The 21,719-nt window shown below is 34.1% G+C and carries 21 protein-coding genes; 18 read left to right on the top strand and 3 right to left on the bottom strand.

The features are described 5' to 3' along the window. Window positions 1–94: 94 nt before the first annotated feature. The 5 genes from ytaF to tsaD all read left to right on the top strand — a co-directional run bounded on the left by ytaF (window position 95) and on the right by tsaD (window position 3,499). Window positions 95–694 carry a sporulation membrane protein YtaF gene (gene ytaF / locus NEH74_RS05810; RefSeq protein ID WP_055277692.1) on the top strand — a complete coding sequence of 200 codons (600 nt, stop codon included), beginning with the start codon at window positions 95–97 and terminating at the stop codon, window positions 692–694. A 191-nt stretch (window positions 695–885) separates the two neighbouring features. Beyond that, complete coding sequence (tsaE, locus tag NEH74_RS05805; RefSeq protein ID WP_055241348.1) at window positions 886–1,332, top strand: tRNA (adenosine(37)-N6)-threonylcarbamoyltransferase complex ATPase subunit type 1 TsaE; 447 nt, start codon at window positions 886–888, stop codon at window positions 1,330–1,332. Between the two features lie 2 nt (window positions 1,333–1,334). Then, window positions 1,335–2,033, top strand: a complete 699-nt coding sequence (tsaB, locus tag NEH74_RS05800) for a tRNA (adenosine(37)-N6)-threonylcarbamoyltransferase complex dimerization subunit type 1 TsaB (protein ID WP_055241346.1) — start codon at window positions 1,335–1,337, stop codon at window positions 2,031–2,033. A gap of 2 nt (window positions 2,034–2,035) precedes the next feature. After that, window positions 2,036–2,464: a ribosomal protein S18-alanine N-acetyltransferase gene (gene rimI / locus NEH74_RS05795; protein WP_055277694.1), complete on the top strand. Its 429-nt coding sequence runs from the start codon at window positions 2,036–2,038 to the stop codon at window positions 2,462–2,464. 15 nt (window positions 2,465–2,479) lie between these two features. Then, entirely contained in the window at window positions 2,480–3,499 is a 1,020-nt protein-coding gene (gene tsaD, locus NEH74_RS05790; RefSeq protein WP_055277697.1) for a tRNA (adenosine(37)-N6)-threonylcarbamoyltransferase complex transferase subunit TsaD, read from the top strand. A 24-nt stretch (window positions 3,500–3,523) separates the two neighbouring features. Here tsaD and NEH74_RS05785 read toward each other — a convergent pair whose 3' ends face one another. Together NEH74_RS05785 and NEH74_RS05780 are read right to left on the bottom strand one after the other, a co-directional pair. After that, window positions 3,524–4,501: a GNAT family N-acetyltransferase gene (locus NEH74_RS05785; protein WP_055304794.1), complete on the bottom strand. Its 978-nt coding sequence runs from the start codon at window positions 4,499–4,501 to the stop codon at window positions 3,524–3,526. A gap of 284 nt (window positions 4,502–4,785) precedes the next feature. Continuing rightward, the gene (locus tag NEH74_RS05780) at window positions 4,786–6,699 is read right to left on the bottom strand and encodes an ABC-F family ATP-binding cassette domain-containing protein (protein ID WP_055304796.1); all 1,914 of its coding nucleotides are present in this window, start codon (window positions 6,697–6,699) and stop codon (window positions 4,786–4,788) included. 218 nt (window positions 6,700–6,917) lie between these two features. Here NEH74_RS05780 and NEH74_RS05775 point away from each other — a divergent pair, with 218 nt between their 5' ends. The 8 genes from NEH74_RS05775 to acpS all read left to right on the top strand — a co-directional run bounded on the left by NEH74_RS05775 (window position 6,918) and on the right by acpS (window position 13,970). Then, window positions 6,918–7,577: a redox-sensing transcriptional repressor Rex gene (locus NEH74_RS05775; protein WP_055241339.1), complete on the top strand. Its 660-nt coding sequence runs from the start codon at window positions 6,918–6,920 to the stop codon at window positions 7,575–7,577. A gap of 257 nt (window positions 7,578–7,834) precedes the next feature. Then, window positions 7,835–8,464, top strand: a complete 630-nt coding sequence (locus NEH74_RS05770) for an ECF transporter S component (protein ID WP_055241337.1) — start codon at window positions 7,835–7,837, stop codon at window positions 8,462–8,464. Further along, complete coding sequence (gene coaBC, locus NEH74_RS05765; RefSeq protein ID WP_055304798.1) at window positions 8,465–9,676, top strand: bifunctional phosphopantothenoylcysteine decarboxylase/phosphopantothenate--cysteine ligase CoaBC; 1,212 nt, start codon at window positions 8,465–8,467, stop codon at window positions 9,674–9,676. Then, complete coding sequence (locus NEH74_RS05760) at window positions 9,670–10,437, top strand: type III pantothenate kinase (protein ID WP_055241331.1); 768 nt, start codon at window positions 9,670–9,672, stop codon at window positions 10,435–10,437. Before coaBC ends, NEH74_RS05760 begins: the two co-directional genes overlap by 7 nt. Window positions 10,438–10,686: 249 nt before the next feature. Continuing rightward, window positions 10,687–11,349, top strand: a complete 663-nt coding sequence (locus tag NEH74_RS05755) for an ECF transporter S component (protein WP_055241373.1) — start codon at window positions 10,687–10,689, stop codon at window positions 11,347–11,349. 234 nt (window positions 11,350–11,583) lie between these two features. Then, complete coding sequence (locus NEH74_RS05750) at window positions 11,584–11,871, top strand: co-chaperone GroES (RefSeq protein ID WP_055241328.1); 288 nt, start codon at window positions 11,584–11,586, stop codon at window positions 11,869–11,871. Window positions 11,872–11,922: 51 nt separating this feature from the next. After that, window positions 11,923–13,542 carry a chaperonin GroEL gene (groL, locus tag NEH74_RS05745; RefSeq protein ID WP_055275962.1) on the top strand — a complete coding sequence of 540 codons (1,620 nt, stop codon included), beginning with the start codon at window positions 11,923–11,925 and terminating at the stop codon, window positions 13,540–13,542. A gap of 86 nt (window positions 13,543–13,628) precedes the next feature. Beyond that, a complete protein-coding gene (gene acpS, locus NEH74_RS05740) occupies window positions 13,629–13,970 on the top strand; it encodes a holo-ACP synthase (protein ID WP_055304800.1) in 342 nt (113 codons plus the stop codon). A 36-nt stretch (window positions 13,971–14,006) separates the two neighbouring features. On the opposite strand, the gene NEH74_RS05735 is transcribed toward acpS, so the two are convergent. Beyond that, entirely contained in the window at window positions 14,007–14,210 is a 204-nt protein-coding gene (locus tag NEH74_RS05735; protein ID WP_055241323.1) for a DUF378 domain-containing protein, read from the bottom strand. 134 nt (window positions 14,211–14,344) lie between these two features. Here NEH74_RS05735 and NEH74_RS05730 point away from each other — a divergent pair, with 134 nt between their 5' ends. The 5 genes from NEH74_RS05730 to NEH74_RS05710 all read left to right on the top strand — a co-directional run bounded on the left by NEH74_RS05730 (window position 14,345) and on the right by NEH74_RS05710 (window position 21,357). Continuing rightward, window positions 14,345–15,343, top strand: coding sequence for a LolA family protein (locus NEH74_RS05730; RefSeq protein ID WP_055275964.1), 999 nt, complete (start codon window positions 14,345–14,347; stop codon window positions 15,341–15,343). A gap of 542 nt (window positions 15,344–15,885) precedes the next feature. Further along, window positions 15,886–16,566: a response regulator transcription factor gene (locus NEH74_RS05725; RefSeq protein ID WP_055241320.1), complete on the top strand. Its 681-nt coding sequence runs from the start codon at window positions 15,886–15,888 to the stop codon at window positions 16,564–16,566. A gap of 2 nt (window positions 16,567–16,568) precedes the next feature. Continuing rightward, window positions 16,569–17,969, top strand: a complete 1,401-nt coding sequence (locus NEH74_RS05720; RefSeq protein ID WP_055241317.1) for a sensor histidine kinase — start codon at window positions 16,569–16,571, stop codon at window positions 17,967–17,969. An 82-nt stretch (window positions 17,970–18,051) separates the two neighbouring features. Continuing rightward, window positions 18,052–19,212 carry a pyridoxal phosphate-dependent aminotransferase gene (locus tag NEH74_RS05715; RefSeq protein ID WP_055304802.1) on the top strand — a complete coding sequence of 387 codons (1,161 nt, stop codon included), beginning with the start codon at window positions 18,052–18,054 and terminating at the stop codon, window positions 19,210–19,212. A 255-nt stretch (window positions 19,213–19,467) separates the two neighbouring features. Then, window positions 19,468–21,357, top strand: a complete 1,890-nt coding sequence (locus NEH74_RS05710; RefSeq protein ID WP_262941172.1) for an N-acetylmuramoyl-L-alanine amidase — start codon at window positions 19,468–19,470, stop codon at window positions 21,355–21,357. The last annotated feature ends 362 nt before the right edge of the window (window positions 21,358–21,719 follow it).

The following is a 21,719-nucleotide window of genomic DNA, read 5'->3' as shown; positions in this document are numbered from 1 at the left end:
ACTCTTAGAGTGCTTTTTTTGTGTTTATAGATAGAACCTCTACCATGTTTATTACATATAGTATCTCGTAATAAACTAAAGGTAGGGATAAAACATGAACTTTTTAGCTATTCTACTATTCTCTGCATCTGCTACTTGCGATAGTCTTATTATAGGTTTGAGCTATGGTGCAAGAAAAATAAAAATTTGTTTTACAAGTAATTTAATTGTTGGTCTCATTTCTTGCCTGGGTACTATGCTAGGTATGTATATAGGTAATATATTTAATGGTTTTTTGATTGGTTCAATTACGCAATGGATAGGGAGTGCACTGTTATTTTTATTTGGATTTTATATGTTTTATCAGGCCCTATATAAGCAAATAAAAGCTAATAGTGATGTGAAGATTATTAATGATGCTGCTGATTTAGCAGAGAATTTTGATAAGGACCATTCAAAATCTATTGATATTAGAGAAGCTTGTATGTTAGGTTTATTTTTATGTTTGAATAATTTGGGTTTAGGTATTGGTGCTGCTTTAACAGGGCTTAATATTTATATTACATCAGTAACTTGTTTAATTTTAAGTATCTTATTTATTGAATTTGGATGTCGTTTAACATATAATTTTTTAAGTTACAGTACTGTGAAGTATGCAGAGTATATTGCTAGTGTGATTATTATGTTACTGGCTATTTACCAATTGTTCTTTTAGTTTAGGTCAGGATACAAAAGGATGAAGCGTAGTCTTCATCCTTTTGTATTTTATTGTCGTATTAGTACTAATCTGTTTACTGAGATATGTTATAATAAAGTTAGAATAAACTTTCTAATTTATTAAGATATTTATGATAAAATTTATCCATAATAATTCATAATCTTTATTTAGAACTTATAGGTGATAGTATGACATATATAATTAAAACAAATTCTGTTGAAGAAACTCAGTTACTTGCTGAGAAGATTGGTGGTTGGGTTCAACCTGGTATGATTTTGACTTTAGAAGGTGATCTTGGTGCAGGGAAGACAACTTTTACGAAGGGATTTGCAAAAGGTCTTGATATTAAACGAAATGTAAATAGTCCGACGTTTACCATTATTAAGGAATACCAAGGACGTTTACCACTTTATCATATGGATGTGTATCGTTTAGAAAATGGTGCTGAGGATATGGGATTAGATGATTACTTATTTGGTGATGGTGTTTGTGTTGTTGAGTGGGCTAGTATGATTGAAGATATCCTTCCTAAAGAACGTCTAGATATTAAAGTATATCGTGAAGGTGAGAACGATCGCCGTATTGAATTAACTCCTGTAGGGGAATTTTATGAATCAATTCGTGAGGTGTTATAAAAATGTTTGTTTTAGCTATTGATACATCAAATACTACTTTATCGGTTGCTCTTGTTGAGAATAATGAGATATTAATTGAAGTCGTTGAGGCTACTAAAAATGATCATTCAAAGCGTTTGATGCCGACGATTGAAGCCTTATTTAAAAAAGTTAATCGTACCCCTAAAGAGCTTGACTTAATTGCTGTTGCAGAGGGGCCAGGTTCATATACGGGTGTTCGTATTGGAGTGACTGTTGCTAAGACGTTAGCGTGGACATTAAATAAACCGTTAGTAGGTGTTTCTAGTTTAGAAATTTTAGCTCGTAATATCAAAGAAGACGCGTACATTATTCCTTTATTTGACGCGCGTCGTCAAACGGTGTTTGCTGGAGTTTATGAAGGAGCGTCATCGAATGTCGTTATTTCAGATGGACACTATGAATTACAAGGTTTATTAGACAATTTATCAAAAAGTGAGAAAAAAATGTATTTCCTTGGTAATGATGTTGCAAGGTACTGGGATTTAATTGAGTCTGTTCTAGGTGATAAGGTAATTAAGGTGGAAGATGAAAATTTAAATATGCCACATGCCTCTGTTTTAGCAAATTTAGCATTAGAAAAGACTCCTGTAGATAATATTCATCATTTTACGCCGAAGTATCATCGTTTACCAGAAGCAGAAATGAATTGGATGTTAGAACAAAAAAATAAGGGATTATAATGATGAATATTCGTTTAATGAGAGAAGAAGATTTATTTCAGGTTACATCGTTACATGATGTATTATTTAAACAATCTTTTAATTTTGAAGATTATGTGCAAGAGAAGATGTTTCATTATGGGATTGTTATTGAAATCGATCATCAAATTGTTGGTTATTTAGTAGGTCAGATTATTTTTGAAATGTCAGATTTATATTATGTTGCTGTAAATCCTGATTACCGATCAAAAGGTTATGGAAGATTGCTTGTTGAACAATTTATCCAAGATGCGTGTAAAAACGAAGGTGATACGATGTCATTAGAAGTTCGTATGAGTAATCACACAGCGATTCGTTTATATGAGAAGTGTGGGTTCATTTCGGTTGGAACTCGTGCAAGGTATTATGCAGATGGTGAAGATGCATTATTAATGACTCGTAATTTTAGATAGAAGTTGGTGATAGTCATGGAAAAAGATATTTTAGTATTAGCGGTTGAGAGTAGCTGTGATGAGACGAGTGTTGCGGTTATTAAAAATGGAACTGAGATTTTATCGAATGTAGTTGCATCTCAGATTGAGAGTCATAAACGTTTTGGTGGGGTTGTTCCTGAGGTGGCAAGTCGTCATCATGTTGAGAGTGTGACGCTTGTTTTTGAAGAGGCTTTAAAGGTAGCAAATGTAACTTGGGATGATATTGATGCGATTACGGTGACCGAGGGGCCAGGTTTAATTGGATCATTATTAATTGGGATTAATGCAGCAAAAGCTTTAGCATTTGCTCATGATATTCCATTAGTCGGTGTGCATCATATTGCGGGGCATATTTATGCGAATCAATTAGTGGAACCTTTAGAGTTTCCATTGTTAGCATTAGTCGTTTCAGGTGGCCATACGGAGTTAGTTTATATGAAGGATCACTATCAGTTTGAAGTGATTGGTGAGACGTTAGATGATGCAGTAGGAGAGGCTTATGATAAGGTGGCTCGTACGTTAAGTTTACCGTATCCAGGTGGTCCACATATTGACCGTTTAGCCGCTGTTGGTGAAGATACTTATAAGTTACCTCGTGTTTGGTTAGATAAAGAGTCTTACGATTTTAGTTTCTCTGGGTTAAAATCAGCAGTTATTAATACCGTACATAATGCAAAACAACGTGGTGAGGAGATTGTTCCTGAAAATTTAGCGGCAAGTTTCCAAGCGAGCGTGGTGGAAGTTCTTGTGGAAAAAACGATGCGTGCGGCACGTGAATATAACGTAAAACAAATTATTGTCGCTGGTGGAGTATCAGCCAATAAAGGACTTCGTAAAGGTTTAGAAGAAGCTGTTGCGAAAGATGGCCATATTAAATTAACGGTTCCTCCATTATCACTTTGTACAGATAATGCAGCGATGATTGGTGCTGCAGGAACGATGGCTTATTTAAAAGGGCATCGTAGTGGAATGGATATGAATGGATTATCAGGAATGGAGTTAACTTCATTATAAAAAAGTAGCCGTAAGGCTACTTTTTTATAGTTGTTGTAGAAATTTTTTTGTATAGGCTAGTCTTTCTTCGCCTATTTCTTTCCCAATTGTGGTGAAAAATTCGAATTTATTTTGTCGAATGTCATCAAAGAGTTGGTGTTGTGTTCCTTCGAGTGCAAGTGCTCTAGCTATTTCTGGAGCTCCAATCTGTTCTAAGGTATAGAGGTCATGAACGATTTTTTCTTCTTCTGTCAGAGGTGAGTGTAATTGACGTTCTAAGCTATAAAGACCATCTTTTATTTGATCAGGATCCCAATTTAAGGAGACAAGTTGTGATAAAGTTTGTGCCATAAATTTAGAATCTGTTTGAAGTTTAGTGAGTAATCCAGAGAAGGTTGCTAGGAAATAAAGTTTAGAAAGGTTTAATGTTTTGGTGTCAAAGAAATTAAGATTTTTGACGATACAGTTAAGAGATTCAGGTTGTGGATAGTAAGGAATTACATAAGTGAGATAATCTTGGAGATTTGTACTAGGGATACGTTTGATTCGTCCAAAAAGATGAACATCGTGATAAGTTCCGTTTTGATAGTAGGCTTGGCGACGTGTGCCTTCATGCTCAAAGTTGAGTGATTGGAGTAGTTTTTGGCTAGGTGTATTATAATCATATATTTCTGATTCGATTCGATGAACACCTTGGTTAAATAAGGTAGTTATTAATGTTTCAAGTGCTTCTTTCATGTAACCTTGCCCTCGGTGTGAGCCGAGCCCAAATCTAAGCCAGGCACAAGTTGCATGTTCATCTAACCAATTGATACGGATATATCCGATAGGCTCATTGGTTTCATTGATTACGAGAATGTAGTAGGGGTCATGATTGTTAGTAATATCTGTTTGTTCAGTTTCTGTGGTGAACTCTTTTTGACCTGTGGACATCTCTTGCAGATCAGGATCATTCTTCCATTGGGCTAGAAGTTTTGCATCAGTAATTTCAACGTTTCTTAAGGTTAGTCTTTTTGTTTTCATAGTATTCCTCCATTTTATGAATGTCAACAGAACACTCGTGACTTTAGTCATGGGAGGTTCAAGTGATGTTTAAGTATATGAAAAAGCTCTATCTTATATGAGATAGAGCTAGAGATTTTATTGGTAGGCGATTTGATTAACTCCCCCTTCGTTGTGTTTAATCTGATTTGCCTAGCTAGTGAACAAGATTTTTTGACTCTTTTTTTGAAAATTCCTCCTTTTGTTACATGATATTCACTACATATTGTGGATATTCAAAAAGTCGTCCAAATGGACGACTTTTTTTATGATAAGCTTAATTCTTCCCAAGTTTCCATAGATTCCATGATTAACTCTTCAAGTTCTTCGATTCGAGCTTGAACCTGTGCTGATTTTTGTGTGTCCAGGTAGACTTCTTCTTGGAAAAGCTCAGCTTTTTTATATTCAAGTTCTTCTTCATAGGCGGCGATTTTTGATTCGATGTCCTCTAGTTGACGTTTACGCTGTTGTTCTAATCGTCGCTGTTCTTTTTGTTTTTGGTAATCTGTTACATTGTTAGTTGTTGTTGCGTTTGACTCCTCAGCTAATTTAGCTGCTTCTAGCTCAGCCAATTGTTGTTTCTTCTCCATATAATCTGAGTAGTTTCCTAAGTATGATACTACCCCATGCGGAGTAACCTCTAAAATGCGTGTTGCGATTTTATCGATGAAGTAACGGTCATGGGAGATGAAGAAGACTGTTCCTTCATAGTCTTCTAGTGAAAGTTCTAGCATTTCTTTACTATCAATATCTAAGTGATTAGTTGGCTCATCTAGAAGTAAGAAGTTATTTTTTTGAAGCATGAGTTTACAAAGTGTTAGTCGAACCTTTTCACCACCAGAAAGTTGGTTAACTGTCTTAAAGACGTCATCTCCTGTAAACAGGAAGTTTCCAAGTAATGTACGAATATCTTTTTCTAGTCGCGTCGGGAAGTAGTTCCAAACTTCATTTAAGACGGTGTTATTAGAAGTTAGGTTTGCTTGCTCTTGATCAAAGTATCCCATGTCTAGGCTTTTACCGTAGTAAACTTCTCCCCCTAACTTTGGTAAGTCACCTGCTACTGTTTTAAGGATGGTAGATTTTCCGATTCCATTTGGCCCAATTAAAGCCACACGATCTAGACGATTAATTTGGAAGTCTAGATGATCTGAGATGATTTGATCTGGGTATCCAACTGTTAAATCTTCTACTTTTAGGACGTCATTTCCGCTTCGGCGGTCAATTTCAAATGTAATACCGATTGATTTATCGTTGATTTTAGGGATTTCAATACGCTCCATTTTATCTAATAGCTTACGGCGTGATTGAGCACGTTTTGTTGTTGAGGCACGGACGATGTTTCGACTAATGAAGTCTTCCATTTTTGAAATCTCTTTTTGTTGTTTTTCGTATTGCTTCATGAGGGATGCATAGGAAACTGCCTTTTGATCTATATAATCTGAGTAGTTTCCTTTGTACTTCGTACATTTTCGATACTCAATTTCATAGACCGTTGTTGCAATCTGATCGATAAAATAGCGGTCATGTGAGACGATAACTACGGCACCTGAATATTTTTTTAGGTATCCTTCCAACCATTCGATTGTATCGATGTCTAAGTGGTTAGTAGGCTCATCGAGAATTAGAACATCTGGTTTTTGAAGAAGGAGTTTGGCAAGAGCCAATCTTGTTTTTTGTCCTCCACTTAAGTTTGAGATTTTTTGGTCAAAGCCAATCTCATTGAATTTAAATCGATTGAGAATATTATTGATTTCAGATTCGTAAGTATAACCACTCATTAATTCAAAGCGATGATTTAAGTTTTGATATTGTTCAATAATTCTTAAGTATTGTTCGCTGCTTGGGTCTTCTTCAGCCATTTTAAGGCTTAGCTCTTCAAGCTGGCCTTTTAGTTTGATTGTTTCAGCGAAGACGCTTAACATTTCATTATAGATGGTGTCATTTGAATTAACGTGGCTTGATTGGGCAAAATAGCCTAGGACGACACTTTGTGGCTTGTGGATTTCTCCACTATCGAAGTCGATTTCATCAGCAATCATTTTTAATAATGTTGATTTACCGGCACCATTACGTCCAACAACGGCAATACGCTCCCCTTTTTTGACTTCAAATTGCACATTTTCAAGAATGGGAGTTCCTGAATAGAGCTTTGTCAATTTGCTAGTTTGTAATAAGATCATTTTGTTTCTCCTTTATATATTAACTTATCAGTAGATATTCGGATTTTATTGTATTTATTTATAAGTATAATGCTTAAAGAAGAGATAAGCAACGGACACTGGATGAAATAATAGTCGAATTTTAAAACAATTTAACATATAGACGTTTTATGCTTCTGACAGTATTCACATTGAATTATTTTCATGTTATTATTGAAATATGGTAAAGGAGGTTTTCTATGTTATCAAATATTCCAAATGCAACGATTAAAAGGTTAGCACTTTATCGTCGCTGTTTCGTTGAATTAGATGAAATGGGCGTTAAACGAATTCAGTCAGGTGAATTAAGCCAAAAAATAGGGATTGATTCTGCTACTATTCGACGTGATTTTTCATATTTAGGTGAATTAGGTCGTCAAGGATATGGATATGAGGTACGCGTTGTTTTAGAGGCATTTAATAATTTATTGAAAACAGAGGATGCACAGAGCTGTGTTTTAATTGGGGTCGGAAACTTAGGGCGTGCACTATTAAAGTATTTTAGCTCAGATAAGTTTAAGAAACGTGTATTTAGAACACCAGTTAACTTAATTGCAGGGTTTGATACAGATGAAAGCTTAGTTGGACAATGTGTAGGTGAATTGCCTCTTTATCATTTAAATGATTTAAAATCGTATATTGAAGAACACCGTGTTACTTATGTTATTTTAACAGTACCACCGACAGTTGCTCAAAGTGTTGCAACATCATTAGAAGGGTTAGGTATTAAAGGTATTTTAAATTTATCTTCTACAGTGATTAATGTGAGTGAAGACATTACCGTTCATGAAGTAGATTTAAATATGGAGTTAGAGACATTATTCTTCTATGTTTTTCAAAAAGAACAAGCAAAACATTAGTACTTTTTAAATTTCGTCCGTTATAAGCTTATAATCAATTGATTATAAGCTTTTTTTCTTTTTACAGGCGATGAATAATGGTAAAATAATGTTATTTTATTGAAAACTATTCAATACATCAGTATAATTATGAGCGATGATAGCGTTTGTCAAACTTAATGGTGATTTTATAACATCAATTAAGGTCATACTAACGATGTCAAATATAATATTCAAGACGTTGCATTCGAAAGAAGCGACAGTGGAGGAGAAGAAAAATGAATCAATCAAGAAAGAAAACCAAGTTTTTAGTTTTACTAACGATGTTTTGTAGTATTCAAGTTGTTTTAATGTTAACACCACTTGGATATATTCCATTAGGCCCAGTTCGTGCCACAACCATGCATATTCCAGTTATTTTAGCAGGAATTTTATTGGGAGTCAAAGGTGGAGCTATTACAGGATTAGTTTTTGGATTGAGTAGTGTGATTATTAATACGATTACCCCAACGATTACATCATTTGTATTTACCCCATTTTATTCATTAGGTGAATATCATGGAAACTTCATGAGTTTAGTTATTGCTATTGGTCCACGTGTCTTACTTGGGGTATTAGCTGCAGTGATTTATCATTGGTTTAAAAATAAAAATAATAAAATGAGATTATTCGGTAGTGGAGTTACGGCTTTAGTTTGTACGTTAATTCACTCCATTTTAGTGCTTGGAATGATCTACTTATTCTTTGGTCCAAGTTATGCGGCAGCCAAAGGAGTTGAAGTTTCAGCTTTATTTGGCTTATTACTAGGAATCATTACGACAAATAGTGTACTCGAAGCCATCTTAGCTACATTAATTATTGCACCATTAACGAAGGTGTTAGAACCAATTACGAAGAAGGTGATTTAGTTGAACAAAAAGACTATTGTATTGGGAGTTTGTGGGGGAATTGCAGCTTATAAAAGTGCACAACTTGCAAGTAGTCTATATAAAAAAGGTTATGATGTTCATGTCATTATGACGAAAAATGCTACAGAATTTATTACACCGATGACATTTGAAACATTAACTCATAATCGTGTATCTGTTGGAACGTTTGATCGCAATTTCCAGTATGATGTGAATCATATTTCATTAGCTAAGCGCGCAGATTTATTTGTTGTGGCTCCAGCTTCAGCAAATTGTATTGCGAAGTTTGCTCATGGATTAGCGGATGATATGTTGACGACAACGTTTTTAGCCGCTGCTTGCCCAAAACTCATTGCACCTGCAATGAATACAGGAATGTTAAATAATCCAATCACACAGCATAATATTGAGATTTGTAAAAAATATGGAATGACTTTTGTTGAATCAGATAGTGGTTATTTAGCATGTGGAGATGTTGGGAAAGGTCGTTTGGCAGAAATCGAGGATATTGAAGATGCGATTGAAAGTTTATTAGTTAAGGACAAGCCTTTAAAAGGAATGAAAGTTGTCGTAACCGCAGGACCCACTCAAGAAGATTTAGATCCAGTTCGTTTCATGACGAATCATTCAAGTGGGAAGATGGGGTATGCAGTGGCACGTGCTGCTCGTAATTTAGGTGCGGATGTGACGTTAGTCACTGGACCTGTTTCATTAAGAAAGCCAGTTTTCATGAATGTTGTTGAGGTTAGAACAGCAATTCAAATGTTTGAAGCAGTTGAGGCTCTAAAAGATGAGTATGATATTTTAGTGAAGTCAGCAGCCGTTTCAGATTACCGAGTGGAGCGTGTGAGTGATCATAAAATGAAAAAGCAAGGTAATCAGTTGACGATTGATTTTGTAACCAATCCAGATATCTTAGCTCATATGGGGCAGCTAAAAAAGGCGAATCAAGTTGTTTGTGGGTTTGCTATGGAGACTCAAGATTTAGTTGAGAATGCTACGAAGAAGTTAGTGAATAAAGGTGCTGACTTGATTGTTGCAAATCAGTTAAATGAAGATGCAGCGGGATTCAAAAAGGATACGAATGTGGTGACGATTTTAACGGGTGAGGGGATAACGAAGTTAGATGTCATGTCTAAAGAAGCACTTGGTTATGAGATTATGAATCGTTTATTACAGATTTTAGTGAAGAAAAGAGGGATAGTATGTTAGTCGTTATTGATGTAGGAAATACGAATATTACACTAGGGGTTTATGATCAGGATGAATTAATTGCAAATTTTCGGCTAACGACTAAATTGCAACGAACATCAGATGAATTTGGAATTACGTTATTTTCATTCTTTCAAACAAAGAATATTGATCCAAAGGGGGTTGAGGATGTTTTAATCTCGAGCGTTGTGCCTAAGATTATGCATTCTTTAACAAATGCTATTCGTAAGTATTTTAATATTGAACCAATCATTGTCGGTCCAGGTATTAAGACCGGTATTAGTGTGAAAACTGAAAATCCAAGAGAGGTGGGAGCTGATCGTATTGTTGATATTGCAGCAGCATATCATATTTATGGTGGTCCAGCGCTTGTTATTGATTTTGGGACGGCAACAACCTATGATTATGTCAATGAAAATGGTGAGTTTGAGTTTGGGGTCACGTCACCAGGAATTGAGATTTCTGCTCAAGCTTTATGGACACAAGCTGCAAAGTTACCTGAAATTGAAATTAAAAAGCCTGCGACGATTATGTGTCGTAATACGATTACGAGTATGCAAGGTGGATTAGTTTATGGTTATATCGGTCAAACGGAATACATTATCAAAAAAGTAAAGGAAGCTGTTGGTAAAGACATTAAAGTGGTAGCGACTGGTGGACTTGGGCGTATCATTTATAATGAAACTGATATGATTGATATTTATGATCCAGATTTAGCTTTTAAAGGAATGAAAGTTATTTATCATAAAACAAAGGGATAAGAAGATTATTGATCGTTGATAAAAAGGAATCAAATGTATTTGGTTCTTTTTTTATGTTCAGGCAAAATAAAAGGAAAATTATGGATTTGTTATTGAAAGTAATCACAGATTTAAATATAATAGGAGAAGTAATTCTACTAATGAGACTTAATGATGATCAGTTGACATCAATTAAGTAAAGCGTTAGGGGGATTAAAAATATTATTCAAGACGTTGCATTCAGAAGAAGCGACAGTGGAGGAGAAAGAAATGAATCAATCAAGTAAGAAAACCAAGTATTTAGTTTTAGTCACCATGTTTTGTAGTATTGAGGTATTATTGATGTTTACCCCTCTTGGATTTATTCCAATTGGGCCGATGAAGGCCACAACCATGCATATTCCGGTTATTTTAGCAGGGATTTTATTAGGAATCAAAGGGGGTGCAATTACTGGTCTTGTCTTTGGGATTTCGAGTGTTGTCAATGCCACGATTAATCCAACGATTTTATCATTTGTATTTACGCCTTTTTATTCGCTTGGCGAGTATCACGGAAATTTCATGAGCTTAGTTATTGCTATTGTACCTCGTGTATTGTTAGGCGTATTAGGTGGTTTAATTTATAGTTGGTTTAAAAATCGAGATAAAAATATGATTGGCGGAGGCGTAACAGCACTATTGTGTACAGTTCTACATACGGCGATGGTATTAGGAATGATTTATATCTTTTTTGGACCAAGTTATGCAGCTGCTCAAGGGTTAGATACAACACAGTTATTAATGGCCTTAATTGGATTGGTATTTACAAATGGTCTTTTAGAAGCCTGTGTAGCTACAGTTGTAATTGTACCATTAGTAAAAGTACTAGAGCCAATGGCTCAAAAAATGGGCTTAACTCATATGAATATAAAGTTAAATAAAGTTGAACGCTAGAGTTTTAAGCTAGGAGTAATTTTCCTAGCTTTTTTTGATTCGTCAAATAATTGATTTTAGTAGGTGATTTTGATAGAAGAATAGGAATAAATGTTAATATTAAGCATATTAATCATTAGGTAGACTATAATAAAAAGGATTTTGGTTTAAAGTATTGCCATTATTTATTCATCTTTGTATAATTTATTTAATAGCACTCATATAGGTAGAGTGCTAAAACGAGGAGGGACATACATGTTAAAACCATTAAACAATAATGTTGTACTTGAGATTGTTGAGGTTGAAAAGACAACAGCTAGTGGAATCATTCTTTCGGGAGAAGCTTCAAAACCAAAGCATTCAGAAGGAGTTGTAGTTGCCATTGGTGATGGAAAGTTATTAGATAATGGGAAACGTCATCCAATAACTGTTGAGGTGGGGCAACGTGTTATCTATAACGGATTTGGTGGAACAAAGGTCTCACATCAAGGAAAAGAATTAGTTATTTTATCCCAAGATGATATTTTAGCAATTGTTGAGTAAGTTAAATTTAGTTTAATATATTAATTTTGATTTAAGGGAGGATTTAATATTATGGCAAAAGAAATTTTATTTGCTGAAGATGCACGTCGTGCGATGATTCGTGGAGTGGATAAATTAGCGGATACAGTAAAAGTAACTTTAGGACCAAAAGGTCGAAATGTCATTTTAGAGCAAAAGTTTGGAGCGCCTCAAATTATTAATGATGGGGTTTCAATTGCAAAAGAAATTGAATTAGAAGATAAGTTTGAAAATATGGGAGCTCGTTTAGTAGCTCAAGTTGCAAGCCGTACGAATGATGTAGCTGGAGATGGAACAACAACGGCAACGGTTTTAGCTCAAGCGATGATTCGTGAAGGAAATAAAAATATTGTAGCGGGAGCTAATCCAATAACGATTCGTCGTGGAATCGAGCGTGCTGTGAAAGTGGCTGTTGAAGCATTAAAGGCTAATTCTAAGCCGATAGAAGGAAAAGAATCAATTGCTAACGTAGCTGCGATTTCTGCTGCAGATGAAGAAATCGGGAAATTAATTGCTGAAGCTATGGAACGTGTTGGTAATGATGGAGTGATTACTTTAGAAGAGTCTAAAGGATTTGAAACAACAATGGATATTGTTGAAGGAATGCAATTTGATCGTGGATATTTATCATCTTATATGGTGACAGATACAGATAAAATGGAAGCTGTTTTAGATAATCCATACATTTTAGTGACAGATTCTAAAGTTGGTACGTTACAAGACATCTTACCAATTCTTGAGCAGTTAGTCCAAACAGGACGTCCAATGATTATCATTGCTGATGATATTGAAAATGAAGCATTAGCAGCATTAGTTGTTAATAAATTACGTGGAACATTCAATGTGGTAGCTGTTAAAGCACCTGGATTTGGTGATCGTCGTAAACGTATGCTTGAAGATATCTCAATTTTAACTGGTGCTCAATTAATTACTGAGGAGTTAGGATTAGACCTTAAAAATACAACATTAGATCAATGTGGACGCGCTGGACGTGTGATTGTAACAAAAGATCATACAACCATTGTTGAAGGAACTGGTTCACAAATTGATATTCAAGCTCGTATTGCTCAAATTCGTGCAGAGTTAGAAAATACGACTTCAGAATTTGATAAAGAGAAATTATTAGAACGTTTAGCAAAATTAAGTGGAGGAGTTGCCGTGATTAAAGTTGGGGCAGCGACTGAAACTGAATTAAAAGAACGTAAATTACGTATTGAAGATGCTTTAAATGCGACACGTGCAGCGGTTCAAGAAGGGATTGTTGCTGGTGGTGGAACAGCTTATATGAATATTTACAATGATGTCGCTAAAATTGAAGCAATTGGTGATGAGGCAACTGGGGTTCAAATCGTTTTAAAAGCTTTAGAAGCCCCAATTCGCCAAATTGCTGAAAATGCTGGAATTGAAGGTTCAATTATTGTCTATAAATTAAAAGAGTTAGATCCGGGATTTGGATATAATGCAGCAACTGATGAGTTTGTGGATATGTTTAAATCAGGTATTGTGGATCCAACGAAAGTCACTCGTTCTGCTTTACAAAATGCAGCGAGTATTTCAGCTTCATTCTTAACTGCTGAAGCAGCTGTTGTGGAAATTGAAAAGCCACAAGCAGTTCAAGCCCCAAGTGATATGGGTGGAATGGGAATGATGTAATAAAAAATCTCTAGATTTATCTAGAGATTTTTTTTATGATGAAATAAGATAAGTTATAATAAAGAAGATAACTATTGGAGGTTTTTATGAAGGGAATCGGAACAGATATTATCGAGATTAAACGTATTAAACAATTAAACCACCGTGAACGCTTTATCCATAAATTATTAAGTGAAGAAGAGTTTAGGTTATATCAATCCTTCCAGCATGAAAAAAGGCAGAATGAATTTTTAGCAGGACGTTGGGCAGCCAAAGAAGCTTTATATAAAGCGTTAGGATCCTATTGTGATGGAAAATCATATAAAGACTTTAGTGTTATGAATGATGAACGAGGAAAGCCTTATTTATTAAGCCCAACGATCGAAAGCGTTCATATTAGTATTAGTCACTGTGAGAATTATGCGGTTGCATTTGTCATCTGGGCATAAAAAAATCAGCTAAATTTAGCTGATTTTTTTATTGAATTAGTAACGTCTATCTGGTGCAAATAGTAAACCAATATTAATAAGTCCGGCAATTCCTACTAAGGCGTAAACAACGCGTGAGATGATTGCATCTTGTCCGCCAAATAAGAATGCAACAAGATCGAATTGGAAGAATCCAATAAGACCCCAGTTAATTGCACCAATTACCGTTAAAATCAAAGCAATACGTTGAATTAACGACATAGTTTTCGCTCCTTCCTATTTTGGATATTTATAGTATTTAATTAATAAGGGAGTTTTATGTATTAGAAAGCATAAATTAATTTAATATTTCATAGTATTAATTGAAATTGAACTTAATAAAGAGGTGGATAGCGATGAAGAAATTATGTTTAATGTTCGCAGTAGTGCTTACCGTGCTATTAGCTGCATGTGGAGAAATGTCTCAGCAAGACGTTGTTGACAAGCTCACGAGCAACTTAGAAGATGCTAAGTCATATTATGCAACAGGTGTGATGGAAGTTGATAATAATGGCCAAGTGTATCAGTATAATGTTGAGGTAGCTTATCAAAAACCAGAGAATTACAAAGTTACGTTAAAAAATGAAACAACAAACAATGAGCAAATCATACTAAAGAATGACGAAGGTGTCTTTGTATTAACACCTGCGTTAAATAAGCAATTTAAGTTCCAAAGTGATTGGCCATTATCAAGTTCACAAGTTTATTTATATCAATCATTAATGACTGATATTTTAAACGATGCTGAAGTAAAATTTGAATCTGGAGAAGAGAATTATACATTTGAGGCTAAAGCTAATTATCATGGAAATCGTGATTTAGTTTCTCAAAAAATTACGTTTGATAAAAAATCATTAACTCCAGCAGAAGTTTACGTAGTTGATAGTGAGGGAGAACCTCGTATTTCAATGAAATTCTCTTCATTTAATTTTGATGAAAAACTTGCAGATGGATACTTTGATTGTCAACAAACAATGGAGTATTCACAAGAAACAATGGGTGAAGGTGTTATCAATGTGTTAGATGATGAGTTATACCCAGCTTATTTACCGGAAGGAACAACGTTAGTTAATAAACAAGCGATTGACATTGAGGAAGGTCAACGTATTATTATGACATTTAGTGGTGATCAAGATTTCACAATGATTCAAGAGCCTGTTACATATAATGATTCAGTAGGTGTGGAATCTGTTGCAGGTCAACCTGTAATGATTAATGGAACAATTGGTGCGTTAAGTGAAAATTCAATTACATGGGTTGAAGGTGGAGTTGAGTGTTTCTTAGTTTCTGAGACACTAGATACAGAACAATTAGTTTCAGTTGCAGCATCAGTTTCAAATCTTGCTGAAAAATAAGAGATAAAAAAGACGATAACCTTTAATAGTAGATAAAAATTAATAGTAAGAGAAGTAATCTAAGTTAAAGATTGCTTCTCTTTTTTATGTTAGTCAAAAAAATGTAATAGTTGATAAATCAGATTAAATGGATAAAACTTTGATTTTTTATGATCTTACAATTGGAATAATTTAATTTGAGTTGATTAATATAATTTTTATCATCGAATGTAATGATAATTTCACACTTTTCACTTACTATTTGACTATGTCCCAGGAATCGTAATTTTTCAGTATAACGAGTGGGAGATTCTGATAGGATATTAGAAGATATAATGGATTTGGTTATAGTTAAACACAGTAAACTGATGACAATGACTAAAGAGCTTATTATAATCAGTGAGATTATTTTATGATGACTCATCTGCTTCATGGAAACCTCCCCTATCTGAAAAGAAACTCTTTAGTTTATATTAAAAAAACTATGTTTTTCGTGTGTACAAAATGTATTCATTTATGTTAAATTTTAAATAGATATTTTTTCACTATTGGAGAGTGTTAGGATGAGTACAAGATATAAAGTATTAGTGGCGGAAGATGAAGTGAAAATTAGAGAGATTTTAGTGGATTTTTTAACGGATTATTATGAAGTGATTGAAGCTAAAGATGGGGAGGAAGCACTACGTTTATTCCATTCACAACAAATTGATTTAGTGCTCTTGGATTTAATGATGCCAGGAAGAGATGGGTTTTCTGTTTTAAAGGAGATTCGCTCAGTGTCTAAGGTGCCAGTCATGATTTTAACAGCACGCTCTAGTGTGGAAGATCAAGTTAAAGGTTATGATTTAAAAGTGGATGATTATGTTACAAAACCATTTGATAATAAAGTTTTAGTAGCAAAAATCAATCGTCTATTAGCTCGTGTGAATGAAGAAGATGAAGTAGAAACCTATGAGCTTGCTTTTGATGGGTTAGTTGTGAATAAATTATCACGTACGGTTCGTATTGATAATGAATTAATCGATTTTAGACCAAAAGAATTTGATTTATTAGTCTTTTTAATTGAAAATCACCGTATTGCTTTAGATCGTGATCGTATTCTAGATGCGGTATGGGGAATTGATTATTTCGGTGATACCCGAGTCGTGGATACACATATTAAAAAAATCCGTAAAAAATTAGGAACATACGCGAAGTACATTCATACGGTATTTGGAGTTGGATATAAATTTGAGGTGATCTAAAGTTGCGCTTAGCTACCAAGATTTTTTTATTACTTTTTGGCTTGTTTTTTGCAACGATTAGTTTAGACATCGCAGCCCAATATTATTTTTATGATTTTGCTTATCCAAGTTATAAACAAAATCAAATTTATCAGCTCGTTTACGATATAAAAGAAGAAGTCCCCAATTTTGAGCGACACACCAATGACTTTTTTTCGTATATGAATGAGCTTAAAAGCGAGTATTTAGTTCAATACAAGCTTCATAGTTCAAATACTTCGCAGTTAAATTTAGATCGTTTAACTGATAATGATATTTTCTTTGAATCCAAGAATGAAGAAAATGTGACAACATATCACTATTATACGAAGATTACGTTTAAGGGTGGAGAGCAATGGATTATTGAGGTTTCTTATTCTTTGCAGGTCTTAGGGGAAATGTTATCAGTTTTCACGAATTACTATATTTTCATTTTTATGATTCTCGCGATTTTAGTTCTGTTTTTTGCCATTTGGCTGACCGAACATATTACAAAACCGCTACTTCATATGAAGCGGGTAACAGAAAATATAGCAAATATCAATTTTACAGAAAAATGTGAAGTGACATCTGATGATGAATTAAAAGAGCTGGCAACGAATATTAATATAATGAGTGATAATTTAAATAATACGTTAACGAAGTTAAAGGTTGCGAATGAGCGTTTACAAGATGATATTGCACGTGAGCGTGAGTTTGAACAAATGCGTTCAAATTTCTTTTCAACGATTTCTCATGAATTAAAAACACCGTTAACCATTATTAAAGGGATTGCAACACGAGTAAAATCAAAACCTATGTCACAGGATGATGTGAAATTACAGCTAGAATCGATCATTGAAGAGGTTGATCGAATGACGATGATGGTTCAAGATACATTAAATTATATGAAGATGGAAAATCCAGAAGATTTTTTAGAATATAGTAGTTTCAATTTGAAGATGCTGGTTGAGCATTTAAATAAGAAAGTGGAACATCTAATGGGCGAGAAACATCTACATATTCATTTAGATTTAGATGATGTTTATGTTGAGGCAGATTCAGAGCAAATTATGACAGTTGTAACAAACTTATATTCAAATGCAATTCGCTATACTCCAGATGGAGACCATATATATGTGACACTGAAACGTTATGATGATAAAGTTCGATTTGAGATTGAAAATACAGGGATTTTTATTCCAGAAGCTGAAATCGATCGTATTTGGGAACCATTCTATCGTCTTGAAAAGTCACGAAACCGAGATAGTGGGGGAACAGGTCTTGGGTTATTAATTACAAGTAAAATTTTAAAGATGCATCACAGTAAGTATGGAGTCATGAATACTGATCGTGGGGTGAAGTTTTACTTCGATTTAAATATTGATCCAGACTTTGATGAATAAGTAGGGATGTAAAGTAGTCATTTGCTTAGCCAAATGGCTATTTTATTAACTAAATATAGAGTGAGAAAAAGGGGAGAATGACATGAAGATTAAAATTAATAGTCATGCAACAACAGTTAAGCCATCAATTATTAGGGAAATGAAAGTATTAGCTGATAGTTATAAAAATGTGATTGACTTTACGCTAGGGGAACCCCATATATCACACCATACTTATGAAACAATTCATGAGGGATTACATCAACGTATCATGAGAAGCCCAATCGGTTATTCACATCAATACGGCGTTTTAGAATTAAGAGAAGCTATCGCAGAGTATTGTCAAACCCATTACAATCAAGATTACGATCCTAAAAGTGAAATTGTTGTGACAACGGGGGTATCGGAGCCAATCAGTGCGGTGCTTAAAACAATTTTAGAAGAAGGTGACGAAGTGATTATCTTCTCACCATCATTCACACTGTATAACAGTAATGTTAAGATGTACGGAGGAAAAGTTGTTTTATATGATATGATTGCCAATGAGATGAAGGTAAAATCAGATGTATTAAGTGAGCTGATTACACCAAAAACAAAAGCGATTCTAGTAAATTCACCTTGTAATCCAACAGGTAAAGTTTTTTCTAAGGAAGATAATGAAGCTATTTATGAATGTATTAAGGATCATCCTATTTTTGTGATTAGTGATGAAATTTATCGTGAGATTGTATTTGATGGAGTTGAATGTCCTTCTTTATCAGATTATCAGGATTTAAGAGATCGTATGTTTATTTTAAATGGAGTTTCTAAATCATTCGCCATGACTGGATGGCGTATTGGTTACGTATTAGGACCAAAAGAATACATTCAGATTGTTGCAGTTGTTCATCAAAACTTTGTAGCTTCAGCTTCAACGATTTCTCAGTATGCGACGTTAGAAGCTTTGAAACATCCGGAATTAACCAAAAACATTTGCTCTCTTTATGAGCGTAATCGTAATTATGTATATGAACAATTAAAACCATATTTTAAACAGGTTGTTTTACCAGAAGGTGCTTTTTATTTATACCTAGATGCTAGTAATTATGGCTTAAGTTCATATGAGTTCGCTATTGAATTATTAAAAGAACAACGAGTAGCAGTTGTTCCGAGTGTTGCATTTGAAGCGCAGGATTCTGGATATGTTCGTTTGTCTTATTGTTGTGATTTTGAAGTTTTAAAAGAAGGAATTGCCCGTATACAAAATTTTAGAAAAAGTTTGTAAAATGATAACTAAGCTAACTATTTATGATAAAATACTGTCAGAATTTATATCTATTGAGTTTAGATGATTATAGCTTCTATAGATAGTCTGTGTCCATCATGTTTTAAGGCATTAACTTGGATGTAAGTCATGTCAATGATGGATCTGCTTCTATATAGAAGACTTGAAAATGGAGAGAATTCAAGTTGATAATCTATTGAAATGAGGCATCTTAAACGATAGATTAAGAAATGCTTAGTTGAAAGAGAGATGGCAATGAAAAAAAATAATAAAGGATATAGTTATCGTCCAAATCAGCGTAGAAAAAGAATCAGAATTAATAAGATACGATTTACCATCTTTGTTCTTAGTTGCTTGACTATTCTTTTTGGGATTGGTTTTGGAATTAAAGTATTACTGACAGATAAAGTAGAAGTAAATATCGGACTGACGGATGATTTAAATCCGGTTGAGGGAGAGAGCATGTATAAATTATCATTAACATGGGAATCCTTAGCTGCCGATAAGTATAAAGATATTCAAATTACAGTAAATGATAAGAAATATGTGTTAGAATCGGGTTCAAATAAGTTTGAGGTTGAATTAACTGAACCAAATGAAGCTTATGAGGTAACATTTAAAGCGAAGAAGAAGGGGCTAGTTTTTTCAAATACAGTCAAAAAGGTTATTAATACATTTTCAGATAATGATACGTTAGAACAATCGGTCTCTAATTTAAAGATTGAAAATGATATCTTATCACTTGAACATGAAATTCAAAAAAATTCGAACATAGAATTTAATACAAAATCAATAATGTATGAGGCCGTTGATTTAGTTAATCAAATCAGTTCGCAAGGAAGAACAGAAATCATCAGTCAAAATCAGGATTCCGTTATTCTTGAGGTCTCAATTCCAATGGAGAAGTTCAAGGATAGTCCAACGGTTTCAATAAAGATGGATACTATCGTTAATAAACTTCTTTTGTCAACGTCAGTTAAAGATACAGATCTTCAAGTGAATCAAGTAAATGTTGAACCATTTAATTTGGTATTTGAGAAACAGGATTTGATTTTGATTAACAATAATTTAGAACATTATAATTATGCCGACCATGATTTTTATGCGGAATCACTTCATTTAAAATTAGATTTAAAAGAGGAGATTTCAACGTATCAACTCGTTAATTCCTCAGGACGTGTTGTTGTGGATGAGCCTTATTCATCTCAAGGAAATCAAGGGATTGAGTTATCCCATTTACCGGAGGATCAATATATCATCAAAATTAATAATCTACCGGTGTATGTGACTGATTCTTTAAGTGAAACGTGGTATACCGTTACGAGAAATAAAAATGCTAATCAAGTGACACTTCAACCGAAAAATGGTCAGTTATCGCTTAAAGTTGAGAAAGTAGATGAGTTACCTGAGAATGTTTACGATATTTTGATTGATCCAGGACATGGTGGTTTAGACGGTGGAACAGTGGCGGGTGATTTAACGGAGGCAGAGGAAGCGCTCAAGTTATCGAAGTATCTTGCAAAGCGTTTAGAGGATCATGGATTAAAGGTCAAATTAACGCGTACCGATGATTTAGATCCAGCCGGTTCAGGAAATTTTGATTATGGGAAATCTCCCTTCTTTGATGAAGGTCGTGTGGAACAAGTTTATCGTTATCAAACAAAATATATGTTATCGAATCATTTAAACTCTTTTGATAAGTCGTTAGAAGGATTTGAGATTTATAGTTCAGTTGTTGCCGATAATGATTGGGCTTCAAGAATTGCAACTAGTTTAACAAATGCTGGACAAAATCCTCGTGATGCTGAAAAAAATGAGTTTAGAGTATCAGAGGGATCGTATAAGAAGTATTATTTATGTACAGGAACAACTTATGAAATTGAATATGGTTGTGCTAGTGACTATATGGATTTTTTATATATCATTCGTGAGACAGGTGGTCGTCTTTCACAGTCTTCAGCACTATTAGACTATAATGAGAATTACACAATGATTCCGAACTATGGTGCAGAAACAATTTTAATTGAGTATGCTTATTTAGATAATTCAAAAGATTATAAAGAATGGATTGAAAATTGGCAAGCATGGGGAGAAGCAGTTGTTAAGGCAACTGTCGAATATCTAGGTATTAAATATCAAAAGTAAAAAGAGTGGTTAATCCACTCTTTTTACTTTATGTAAGTCCTTTCGAAGTTTTTCACAACGTAAAAACTTTGAGGGGCCTACCAACGGTAAATAAATTTTGTTTGAAAATGGTAGGTTACTCAAGCTCTAGTAGTCGAGGAAAGTTACGAGTTCATTAACTCACTCCGTAGCGGAGGCAACCCATCCTCTAGCAGTTAATGAACTAAGACTGATTAGAAATTGTAAAATATACTTCTGTTTCTGTATAAAAGGTGATAAATCATTTATATTAAGTTGTCTAAAATTAAAATGTTAAAACATCATAAATACAAGCTAACGTAGTATTCGTAAAATTTTTTCATGTAAACGGTGACTACTTTTTA

This window comes from Turicibacter sp. GALT-G1 (assembly GCF_025594995.1).
In the GTDB taxonomy this organism is placed as follows: domain Bacteria; phylum Bacillota_I; class Bacilli_A; order MOL361; family Turicibacteraceae; genus Turicibacter; species Turicibacter bilis.
Note: the sequence above shows the minus strand (reverse complement) of the source record. Positions and strands in the feature narration are given on the sequence as shown.